The organism is Streptococcus sp. 10F2, from assembly GCF_054331515.2.
The window spans coordinates 22,539-34,510 of the sequence record NZ_JBTGGE020000015.1 but is presented as its reverse complement, the minus strand read 5'-3'; the positions used below and the strand labels follow the sequence as shown (position 1 = coordinate 34,510).

The 11,972-nt window shown below is 40.9% G+C and carries 10 protein-coding genes; 1 reads left to right on the top strand and 9 read right to left on the bottom strand.

Annotated features, from left to right (window positions below):
* On the top strand, nt 1-669 hold a 669-nt coding region (locus ACXM1Q_RS04470; RefSeq protein WP_458516546.1), incomplete at its 5' end, for a transposase.
* Between the two features lie 209 nt (nt 670-878).
* Here ACXM1Q_RS04470 and pepV read toward each other — a convergent pair.
* From pepV to pheT, 9 genes are all read right to left on the bottom strand, one after another.
* Nucleotides 879-2,279 (bottom strand): dipeptidase PepV, encoded by a 1,401-nt coding sequence (gene pepV / locus ACXM1Q_RS04465; protein ID WP_458516544.1) that lies wholly within the window; start codon nt 2,277-2,279, stop codon nt 879-881.
* Between the two features lie 82 nt (nt 2,280-2,361).
* On the bottom strand, nt 2,362-4,158 hold the full coding sequence (gene uvrC, locus ACXM1Q_RS04460) for an excinuclease ABC subunit UvrC (RefSeq protein ID WP_458516542.1): 1,797 nt from the start codon (nt 4,156-4,158) through the stop codon (nt 2,362-2,364).
* Nucleotides 4,159-4,484: 326 nt separating this feature from the next.
* The gene (phoU, locus tag ACXM1Q_RS04455) at nt 4,485-5,138 is read right to left on the bottom strand and encodes a phosphate signaling complex protein PhoU (protein ID WP_135035753.1); all 654 of its coding nucleotides are present in this window, start codon (nt 5,136-5,138) and stop codon (nt 4,485-4,487) included.
* An 8-nt stretch (nt 5,139-5,146) separates the two neighbouring features.
* A complete protein-coding gene (gene pstB, locus ACXM1Q_RS04450) occupies nt 5,147-5,905 on the bottom strand; it encodes a phosphate ABC transporter ATP-binding protein PstB (protein ID WP_135035750.1) in 759 nt (252 codons plus the stop codon).
* A 9-nt stretch (nt 5,906-5,914) separates the two neighbouring features.
* Nucleotides 5,915-6,718, bottom strand: coding sequence for a phosphate ABC transporter ATP-binding protein PstB (gene pstB / locus ACXM1Q_RS04445; protein ID WP_135035748.1), 804 nt, complete (start codon nt 6,716-6,718; stop codon nt 5,915-5,917).
* Between the two features lie 16 nt (nt 6,719-6,734).
* Complete coding sequence (gene pstA, locus ACXM1Q_RS04440; protein WP_458516539.1) at nt 6,735-7,622, bottom strand: phosphate ABC transporter permease PstA; 888 nt, start codon at nt 7,620-7,622, stop codon at nt 6,735-6,737.
* Nucleotides 7,612-8,547, bottom strand: coding sequence for a phosphate ABC transporter permease subunit PstC (pstC, locus tag ACXM1Q_RS04435; protein ID WP_135035742.1), 936 nt, complete (start codon nt 8,545-8,547; stop codon nt 7,612-7,614). Before pstC ends, pstA begins: the two co-directional genes overlap by 11 nt.
* Nucleotides 8,544-9,443: a phosphate ABC transporter substrate-binding protein PstS family protein gene (locus ACXM1Q_RS04430; protein ID WP_458516536.1), complete on the bottom strand. Its 900-nt coding sequence runs from the start codon at nt 9,441-9,443 to the stop codon at nt 8,544-8,546. The genes pstC and ACXM1Q_RS04430 overlap by 4 nt, the downstream gene beginning before the upstream one ends.
* 129 nt (nt 9,444-9,572) lie before the next feature.
* Nucleotides 9,573-11,972: a phenylalanine--tRNA ligase subunit beta gene (gene pheT / locus ACXM1Q_RS04425; protein WP_458516534.1), complete on the bottom strand. Its 2,400-nt coding sequence runs from the start codon at nt 11,970-11,972 to the stop codon at nt 9,573-9,575.

Below are 11,972 nucleotides of genomic sequence, written 5' to 3'. Positions count from 1 at the left end.
AATGGTCTGGAATCTTTTGCATCAAGGTTTCATTTACCAGATACCTCAATTGAAAAAGAAGTTGCCATCAAATTGTCTAGGAATCAAACAAAACAGATGAAAAATCTTTATAAACAGTCTCCAAAAAAATATCGATTTGTTCCCCATAATTCCAGATTTGATTTTCTCTCGGACTCTATTAGTTATGGAAGTGATCCTCAATTTTATGAACTGCATTTTCGGATTTTAAAGTTTCCGATAAGGGAAGGAAAATATGAGGTCCTTGTTACAAATTCAGACTTGTCTTTTGAAGAAATTAAAAAACTCTATGCCCGTAGATGGGGCATAGAGACAAGTTTTAGAGACCTAAAATATAGTATAGGTCTGGTTAATTTTCATGCAAAGAAGAAGGAAGGTGTTCTTCAAGAAATTTATGCACGTTTTACAGAGTTTAACTTCTGTAGATGGATCACTATGAAAGTTAGTGATACAATGTCCAGCTTAGAAAACTACCAAATCTGCTTTTCTGATGCTGTTTATGCCTGTAAACAATTTCTGAAAAACAGGCTCACTTCTTCTAAGTTGAAAACTTACATAGAAAGACACTTATCAATCATTCGTCCAGGTCGGACGTTTGAAAGGCGACTGAAAAATCAATCAGTAGTAAGTTTCATCTATAGAGTATCATAATTTTTAAAAAAGGTCATAAAAACCTTTATTTGGCATGCACAAAAAGACCACTTTCGAAAGTCAGATATCAATTTGAACTTCCAAAGTGGTCTTATTTTAGATTCTAAGTCTTAACTTAATGACATTGGACGAATTCGCCTACCATCTCTATCGGCAACAGTAATAGCCAGTCCCTAGGGACTGGCTATTACTTATATAGAGTTAACAGCTTAACGAATCAATTCATAAATCGCTTCAGCATAAATAGCTGCAGCACGGAAAAGATCATCCACTTCAATAAATTCATTCGCTTGGTGCATTGTATCAATATACCCTGGGAACATAGCCCCATAAGCAACTCCTCGTTTCAAGAGTCGACCGAACGTTCCACCACCAATTACTTTTTCATGCCCTTCCAAGCCTGTGTGTTTTTCATAAACTGAAAGAAGAGTCTGCACAAGTGGATCTTCAGCTGGAACATAGTGGGGGGTATGTCCATGCTGAGAAAGAGTCACTTCTACCCCAGATACTTGTGCCAATTTGGTTTGAATCATTTCTGGTGTCATTCCTTGCGGATAGCGGAAATTTAAAGCTATATGACTTTGATCTGAGTCTTTTTCAAAATGAAAAATACCTGCATTCATGGACAATGCTCCCATACGATCATCTACAAAATTCAAGCCAAGAGCACGTGCGTCATGGTCATCTTTCAACTTATGGCCAGCCAAATCTAGATATGCTTTTGCAGTTCCTGTAAAAGAATAATTTGCCAAAAAGGCAGCTAAATAGGTTGCTCCATTGACACCAAGGTGAGGGGAGGCACCATGAGCAGATTTTCCAATTAACTCCAATTCTAAACCATACTCTACTTCTCGAACTTGGCCCTTCAAGCCAACTTCTTGTAAATAATGTTTAAAATCTTGAGCCATTGATTCAGGTGCCGCTTTAATCACAGCCGTGGCTGCTTCAGGAACCATGTTCTCGCGGAGACCTCCCTTGAAAAGCAACAGTTCAAGACCTTCTTCTTGCTGGCCATGATAATGGAGATAAGCAGTGATATTTCCTTTTTCACCATTGATAATTGGAAATTCAGCATCAGGTGAAAATCCAAAATCAGGCTCTGGAAGACCGACATGCTCAAAATAATAGTCCATATCCGCCCAACCAGATTCTTCATCTGTCCCTACTACAAAGCGGACTTTTTTAGAAGTAGGAAGACCAAGCTCCTTAATAATTTTCAAACCATAATAACAAGCCATGGTTGGTCCCTTGTCATCACTAGACCCACGCGCGTAGAGTCGGCCATCTTTAATAATCGGTTTGTAGGGGTCTGTCTCCCAACCACTCCCAGCTGGCACAACATCCATATGGGCAAAAATGCCAAGAACCTCTTCTCCTTCCCCATATTCAAAATGGCCCGCATAATTATCTACATTCAAAGTAGAGTAGCCATCTCGTTCCGCTAAGGAAAGAAAATGTTTCAGAGCTGCAACAGGACCAGGTCCAAAGGGATGTTCAGCATCTGCTAGGTCATCTCTCCGCTCAGAGTTAATTTCCAAGAGACTAAATAAATCTCTAAGTAAATCCTCTTTGCGCAATTCAACTTCTTTTTGAAAATCTACTATAGCCATATATTTCTCCTTTACTTTCTATTCTACCACTTCTTTGAAAACTATGGAATTCTGCCATAAGAAACTAAGGGCTTTAAGGCAGTTAATTCTCTTTATCCTCTACCTTATCCGCTAATTTGTCTTGAACACGCTGGGCAACGACTTGAGGTATGCCAAGAGCTTGAATCTCTTCTAAACTAGCTGCTTGGATTTTCGGAATACTTTTAAAATGTTTAAGCAAGACTTGTTTCCGTTTCGGACCAAGTCCTTCAATACCATCCAGCCTAGATGAGAAAGAATTCTTACTTCGAACTTGACGGTGAAAGGTAATAGCAAAACGATGAACCTCATCCTGAATACGATGTAAGAGGAAAAACTCTTGCGACTGACGACCAAGTTCCACCACTTCCAGTGGGTCACCAAAAAGTAGTTCATGGGTTTGATGACGATCATTTTTCTTTAAACCAGCAATAGGGATAGAAAGGCCCAATTCGCCATGAACAACTTCTTTAGCCACCGAAACCTGACCTTGCCCTCCATCCATAATAATCAAGTCTGGTTTCGGAAGATTTTCCCGAATCACCCGACTATAACGTCTTCTGAGTACCTCTCGCATACTAGCGTAATCGTCCGGTCCCTCGACAGTTTTGATTTTGTATTTGCGATAATCTTTCTTACTGGCAACTCCATTGACAAAAACCACCATGGCTGAAACTGGGCTTGTTCCCATAATATTAGAATTATCAAAAGCCTCAATTCTATAAGGCGTGGAAATTCCCAACACACGTCCCAAATTCTCAACTGCTCCTTGGGTTTTCTCAAAATTCTTTTCAAGTAGATCAAATTTTTGCTGGAGTGAAACCCGTGCATTTTTACTCGCTAGACTCACTAGTTGCTTCTTTTCCCCTCTCTGGGGTTGACGAATTTTAGTCTCTACCAAGGCTTGGGCCGATTCTAAATCCACATCTTTTGGTAACAGAATCTCATTTGGGATAAGATGATTGGTCTCTTGATAAAACTGACCTAAATAGGTTAAGAAGTCTTCCTCTGCGTCATTGTAATAAGGAAAAAGACTCACATCCCTCTCTATCAGCTTTCCCTGTCGTACAAAAAAGACTTGGACACACATCCATCCTTGATGAACAGCATAACCAAAGACATCTCGATTTTGTAAATCTTTAGCCATAACCCGTTGTTTGGTACGTAATGTAGCGATGGCTTGTAAAAGGTCTCGATATTCAGCTGCCCTCTCAAATTCCAAATCTTGCGCTGCGGTCTCCATCTTAACCTTTAATTCGTCCAAAATTTTATCATCCTGCCCCTTTAAAAAGTCGGAAACTTCTTGGGCCATATCCATAAAATGTTGATGCGTATAACCGGTTACTGTGTGGGCATCACACTGATGTAGGTGATAATAAAAACAGACCTTATCAGCTGGATTACTACATTTTTTGAAGGGAAAAATCCGATCCAGGAGCTTCTTAATTTCATTCGCTGCCCCCACATCTGGATAGGGACCAAAATACATAGCACCATCTTTTTTAACCTGACGGGTTGTTATCAGGCGTGGATAATAGTCATTTGTAATTTTAATAAAAGGATAAGACTTATCATCCTTTAGCATAATATTGTACTTAGGACGATTCTCTTTAATAAGATTAATCTCAAGCAATAAGGCTTCAATATTGGATTCCGTTACAATAAATTCAAAATCGGCAATTTCAGAAATAAGAGCCTCTGTCTTAGTATCGTGACTCCCTCTGAAATAGGAACGAACACGATTCCGTAAATTCTTAGCTTTACCAACATAAATAATGGTTCCCTGCTGGTTCTTATGAAGATAGCAGCCGGGACTTGTTGGCAATAGTGCCAATTTATTCTCAATTAATTCCTTGCTCATAGTAAAATTGTACCACTGCTCTTTATTTTTGCAACTGAAAAAACGAGGAAGTTTAATACAATCCTACTGAAATAGACAGTACTTTATGTATTCGTACTGCCTACTTCAGTAGGATTTTTAGTATATCTAGAAAAAGCAATATTGCTTTTGAAAGTAAGCTGAGAGCCAAGACTCAAGTACGTTCAAAATAAGTTTCCGATTAAACAATCCAAAAAATCTAGAGATTCTTGGAAAATGATTGCCGATAAGAAAAACCAGACCGCTTATGCCAAAGCAATCTGGTTCCTCATATTTTGTCTGTCTACTTGAAACGGTGCGTATCCATTTTACAATTCAACAATTTCACCTGTTTCCAAATAAACAACCCATTCACAAACGTTCTTGGCATAGTCACCAATTCGTTCCAAGTAGCTGATTACTTGGAAATAGTCCCGACCTGCCACAATGGCTTCGGGGTTATGCTTAATTTCTTCAGTTGCTAATTCTTGGATCTTTTTGAAATAATCATTAACTTCTTCGTCCATAGCCGCAACTTGATAAGCAGAGTCAACATCTCCTTTGAGATAGAGGTCCAAAGTCGCTTCCACAAATTCTTTGACTTTTTTACCCATTTTATCAATCTCTTGCTCAACAGCTGCAATCCGTACTTCTCCTTTTACACGGATTGTTGCTTGCGCAATAGATACTGCATGGTCACCCATGCGTTCAATATCACTTGACGCCTTTAGAATCGTAATAACAGTCCGCAAATCATGTGAAACAGGCTGTTGAAGAGCAATAATCTCAAGAGATTTTTCTTCGAGTTTTACTTCATACTTATTGACATCCGCGTCATCTTCAATAACAGCACGAGCTAATTCGCGATCGTGAGTAACAAAGGCACGAACGGTCCGGTTAATCTGAGATAGAACTTCGGTTCCCATCGCATAAAACTGATTGTGTAGTTTCTCTAATTCATTTTCAAATTGTGTACGTAACATATGAACTCCTATCCAAATTTACCTGTAATGTAATCTTCCGTTTCCTTGTGCTGTGGATTGAGGAACATATCCTTGGTAGAGCTATATTCCAAGCAATTTCCATCAAGGAAGAATGCAGTTCTATCGGAAATCCGAGAAGCTTGTTGCATAGACCGGGTCACTAAGAGTAAGGTGTATTGATCTTTCAAACCATAAAGGGTCTCTTCAATTTTACCAGATGAAATAGGGTCTAAAGCGGATGTAGGCTCATCCAACAAGATAATTTTAGGACTGGTTGCCAATACCCGTGCTACACAGACCCGCTGTTGTTGTCCACCAGATAGACCTAGGGCAGAATCGTGTAATCGATCTTTGACCTCATCCCAGATAGAAGCTCCTTTCAGAGATGACTCCACAGCCTCATCCAAGACTTGTTTATCCTTAATTCCTTTTATCCGGAGACCATAGACTACATTCTCATAAATCGTCATAGGGAAAGGATTGGGTTGCTGGAAGACCATTCCAATTTCCTTACGCAATTCAACTGTATCACGTCGAGGACTATATACTTCGTGCCCATCATAAACGATTGATCCTGTCAGACTAGCCTCAGGATTTAAATCATTCATCCGGTTGATAGACCGTAAAAGAGTAGATTTACCAGATCCCGAAGGTCCAATGAGAGCAGTGATTTCCTTAGGATAAAAGTCTAATGAAACACTGTTGAGGGCTTTCTTTTTACCGTAGTACACGGATAAGTCCTTCACACTTAAAATAGGTTCTGTCATGACTTCCTCCTAACCAAAACGTCCTGATACATAATCATTTGTGGATTTTAGTTGGGCATTTTGGAAGATTTTTCCAGTCTCATCGTACTCGATTAGATCTCCCAAATAGAAGAAAGCCGTATAATCACTAGCCCGAGCAGCTTGTTGCATATTGTGGGTTACGATGATAATGGTATAGTTTTTCTTCAATTCCAACATAGTCTCTTCCAACTGCATTGTCGCAATTGGATCCAAGGCAGAAGCCGGTTCATCCATCAAAAGAATGTCAGGCTTCACAGAGATTGCGCGAGCAATACAAAGCCGCTGCTGTTGTCCACCTGATAAGGTGAAAGCCGATTTATGAAGATCATCCTTCACCTGATCCCATAAGGCTGCCTGCTTAAGCGAAGTCTCCACAATCTCATCTAAGACTTTCTTATCTTTCACCCCTGCCCGTTCATGAGCAAAGGTAATGTTGCGATAAATCGATTTAGCAAATGGATTCGGCCGTTGAAAGACCATTCCAATATGCTTGCGCATTTCATACACATTAATATCTGGACGATTGACATCCACTCCCTCATAGAGAATTTCCCCTGTAACGCGGGCAATATCAATGGTGTCATTCATGCGATTCAAACTACGCAAGTAAGTCGACTTCCCAGATCCTGATGGTCCAATCAAGGCCGTAATCTTGTTCTTTTCGAACTGCATATCAATTCCCTTGATGGACTCATTCTGACCATAATACACATGAAGGTCCTTGGTCTCAAGGGCAACTTTTTCTTCTGGGAAACGAATAATGTGTTTTTCATCCCAATTATATGTTGTCATTTTTCCTTAAACCTCCTTAGGATGCTGAAGTCATCTTCTGATGAAGTTTTTTACCAAGGTAACGAGCACCTAGGTTGAAAATCAAGATAAAGACCAGAAGAACTGCTGCACTTCCTGCTGATACCTGCATAGCATCTGGTATAGTTCCCTCACTATTGACCTTCCAAATATGGACAGCCAAAGTTTCCGCTTGGCGGAAAATAGAAATAGGGCTTGTTACATCTAAGATGTTCCAATTTGACCAATCAAGAGCTGGAGCAGATTGCCCGGCAGTATAAATGAGGGCTGCCGCCTCACCAAAGATACGGCCGGAAGCCAAAACAATACCCGTCACAATTCCAGGAAGAGCCTCCGGAATAACAACATGCACTACAGTTTCCCATCGTGATAATCCAAGTGCCAAACCAGCTTCTCGCTGAGTGTGATGAACCGTCCGAAGACTATCTTCAACATTCCGTGTCATCATTGGCAAGTTAAAAACTGTCAATGCCAAGGCACCCGAAATAATAGAGAAACCATATTGAAATTGAATAACAAAAATCAAATATCCAAAGAGACCAACAACCACAGAAGGGAGTGATGAAAGAATCTCGATACAAGTTCGAATAAAGTTAGTAACAGGCCCCTTCTTGGCATACTCTGATAAATAAATTCCTGCTCCCGTAGATAGGGGAAGGGAGATCAAAAGAGTAATGACCAACAAGAAAAAGGAGTTAAACAATTGGATTCCAATCCCGCCTCCAGCTTCATAAGAAGAAGAACGCCCTGTCAAGAAATGCCAATTTACATGTGGCAAACCTCGAACCAGAATAAATAAGAGAAGGGAGGTTAGGATGGTGACGATAATTCCTGCAATGGTGTAGAGAACAGTGGTCGCCACCTTGTTCATTTTCTTAGCGTTCATAATTTCTCTTTCCTTCCCTTGTAATTAATTTAATCACGGAATTAAAGGCTAGACTCATCATCAAAAGAACCAAAGCCAAGGACCAAAGAACATTGTTCTGAACCGTACCCATAATGGTATTCCCAATTCCCATAGTCAAAACAGAAGTCAATGTTGAAGCGGGTGTTGTCAGAGAGGTTGGCATCACAGCAGAATTTCCGACAACCATCTGGATCGCTAATGCTTCACCAAAGGCCCGTGCCATCCCAAAGACAATAGCCGTAAAAATACCTGGACGAGCAGCATTCAGAACCACGCGCCAGATAGTTTGCCAGCGAGTAGCCCCCATAGCTAAACTCGCTTCTTTATAGTGACGTGGAACAGCCTTCAAACTATCGACAGTCATAAAGGTCACAGTTGGCAAAATCATAACGAAGAGGACAAATACCCCAGATAAGATTCCAAACCCTGTTCCACCTGCAATACCGCGGACAAAAGGAACAACCACTTGTAACCCAATAAATCCATAAACTACTGATGGAATTCCCACCAATAATTCAATAGCTGGCTGAAGGATTTTAGCTCCATATTTAGGAGAAATCTCTGTCATAAAGATAGCCGCTCCAATCGCAAAAGGAGTTGCAAGCAGGGCAGATAAGATGGTAACAATAAAGGAACCTGTAATCATTGGCAGAGCCCCCATATAAGGTTGACCATTCGCATCTTTCACACTTGGTTGCCATTCTGTTCCTGTAAGGAAAGAAATGGGATTAATTCCATCTACAAAGAAGGTCGATAAACCTTTCTGAGCCACGAAAATCAAAATCATCGCAACCACTAGAACAATCAGTGAGAGACACATAAAGGTAACTGTTTTACCAAATTTTTCTAATTTGGAATTTTTAGAAGGGGATAGTAATTTCTTTTCTAATTCTGATGTTTTCATTTCTGTTCCCCCTCGCTATTTGGACTTTGTGCTTTCACAGTTACCTTACCATCCGCATCTTTCTCAACTTCCATTTTATTAATGGAGATGTAGCCCATGCTACGAACGATACCATCTTGGACTTCATCAGAAATCATATAGTCCAAGAACTCTTCTGTGAGCTCATCCTTATTCTTTTTAGTATACATATGCTCATAAGACCAGATAGGCCACTTATTTGTAGCAACATTCTCAGCAGTTGGTGCAGCACCATCCAGCTTTAACTGTTTCACAGAGTCATCTACATAAGAAAAGGCAAGGTAGGAAATAGCTCCCGGTGTTTGAGACACAATGGATTTAACCATACCATTGGAATCTTGTTCTTGACTCTTCTTAGCAGTTACACCATCCATAACAACTTTATCAAAAGTCGAACGGGAACCTGAACCAACCGCACGGTTGATAATCGTTACTTCCAAGTTTGGTCCCCCAACTTCTTTCCAGTTGGTAATCTTGCCCGCAAAGACATCTCGTAATTGATTCAAGGTGAGATTATCGATGCTAACTTCCTTATTAGCAATCACAGCTAAACCTGCAACTGCAACTTGATGATCCATTAATTCATCTGCTTTAATCCCATCTTTCTCTTCCGCAAAGACATCACTATTCCCGATTTGAACAGCACCCGATTGCACCTGAGAAAGACCCGTACCGGATCCTCCACCTTGGACATTGATGGTTTTTCCTAGATGCTGGGCAGAAAACTCATCTGATGCGGCTTCGACTAGCGGTTGCAAGGCTGTAGATCCCACAGCCGTAATGGATTCGCCTTTATCAATCCATGCTGCACAGGCTGATAGAGACAGAGCTGTCATCCCCAGAACAGAGATGCTCAGTAGTTTTTTACCAAAGCTCATATTTTTTTCCTTTAATTAAATTTGGGGTGGCTTTCACGCCATTTCTAGCCCCTTTCTCACTATACCATAAAGCACGAAAGGTTCCATCAAAATTGCCCAAAAAACCACCAAATGAAATACTTTTTTTGATTAACGAATTTCAGCTCCAAGTTCTGATTCCAAAGCCTTCTGAATCTTGTCCATATAGCGTACCACTTCCTCATCTTCCATAGTAGCTTCTGGATTTTGGAAGGTCAGGCTATAGGCCATAGATTTTTGATTCTCACTCAATGGTAATCCTTGATAGACATCAAACAGATGAATAGCTTTCAAGCGTTTTAAATTTAAAGATGAAAGAACATCTAGAATCGCTTGATGCTGAACCTCTTCCTGGACCAAAAGAGCAATATCCCGTGTAACGGAAGGGAATTTACTAATATCCTGGAAAATCGCTTGCTCTGGTAATAATTCTTCTACAAGTGACAGATTAACTTCCGCAACATAAACTTCTGATAAATCATAATCCTTAGATAGAGCCGGATGAACTTGACCAAGGAAACCAATCGTTTGATCTCCTAACTGAAGCAGAGCTGTCCGCCCAGGATGACTACCAGGAAGATCAGCAATGGCTTTATAGGTTACCTCTAATCCCAAACGATCAAAGAGTAATTCCAACATCCCCTTAGCCGTAAAGAAGTCGACTGCTTGAGGTTGAGTATGGAAATCTTTTTCTGTGAGTGATCCCGTTAAAGCCAAGGCCAAGACTGTATCTTCCTGTGGCAGTTGCTGACCTTCAATCTGTTTGAAAATCTTACCAATCTCATAAATAGCTAGGTTCGGCTGACGACGAGCTTGATTATATTGAAGCGTTTCTAGAAGACTGGATACCATACTTTGCCGAAGCACACTACGCTCGACACTCATTGGCCACATCAATTGAATCAATTCAGATGGATTCTGTCTGAACAATTGTGCTTTTTCAGGTGTTGTCAATGTATAAGTGATAACTTCTGTTAAACCAGCACCTTCCATCGTGTCTTGAACCTTGCGGCGAAGAGCTTGCATCGTAGTCAATTCACCTGCAGTTCCCTGTCCTCCTGGCAAAGAAGATGGGAGACGGTCATAGCCATAAATACGAGCAATCTCCTCATTCAAATCGGCTGGGATGGTAATATCCCAGCGACGCTTTGGTACCGAGACTTGGAAAGCTGTCGCATCTCCAGACAGACCAAAGCCTAAGCGACGGAAAACCTCCTCGATGGCAGCATAATCTAAGTCTGTACCTAGGACGCGATTAACAGAGGCTAAATCAGTAGCGACAGATACTGGTTCAACATCAACCTCTCCTGCTTCTACACGCCCCGACAGTACTTCAGCTCCAGCAAGTTCCACTAAAAGACTAGCAGCATAATCCAAAGCCTCAGAAACAGTCCCTATATTAATTCCCTTTTCAAAACGTGCTGATGCTTCGCTACGTAAATTGAGGCGTCCACTTGTTTTACGGATTGAAGTTCCATCAAAAACAGCTGCTTCAAGAACTACCCGTTTTGATTCCTTAGTAATTTCTGTCGCTTGACCTCCCATAACTCCTGCAAGGGCAACAGGCTCATCCGCAACTGTAATCACTAAATCGGAAACTTCTAGATTCCGCTCAACTCCATCCAAAGTTAGGAGCTGTTCACCCACACGAGCCTCTCGTACAACAATTTTAGAATCCTTGAAGGTATCCAAGTCAAAAGCATGCAAGGGCTGACCATACTCTAGCAGAACCAAATTCGTTACGTCCACCACATTGTTGATCGGTCTAATACCAGCATTCATTAAACGATTTTGCAACCATTGAGGACTTGGTGCTACTTGAACATTTTCCAAAACACGTGCCTGATAAGTCGATGCTTTATCGGATTCAATCGCTACTTCTAACAAGTCGGACGCAGGTTGCGAAACTTCCGTTAATGTAACAGGTTCCAAGGTTAAGTTACTATCGTAAATAGCCGCGACCTCATAGGCAACTCCTCTCATGGAAAGAGCATCTGCACGGTTAGGTGTAATGGACAATTCAATGATTTGATCATCCATATCCAAATAAGGAAATACCGATTCTCCAGGAATTGCATCAGCTGGAAGAACTTGAATCCCCTCCGCATACTCCTTAGGAATAATAGATTCAGAGAGTCCCAACTCAGCCAACGAACAGATCATACCAAGAGATTCCATCCCTCGAATTTTACCTTTTTTAATTTTATAGTTATCTGCAATTCTAGCACCAGGTAAAGCAACAATGACCTTTTGTCCAGCCGCAATATTGGGAGCCCCACAAATAATTTGCCGAGTTTCCTCTTCACCAACATCTACTTGGCAACGATGAAGATGGGTTTCAGGGACTGCCTCCTCTGTTAGCACATGCCCCACGACAATTTTAGAAAGTCCATCTGCAGGGCTCATGACTCCCTCAACCTCGATACCAGTTGTAGACATTTTTTCGGATAATTCCGCCACTGGAACATCCAATTCCACTAATTCTTTTAACCACTTATAACTTACTAACAC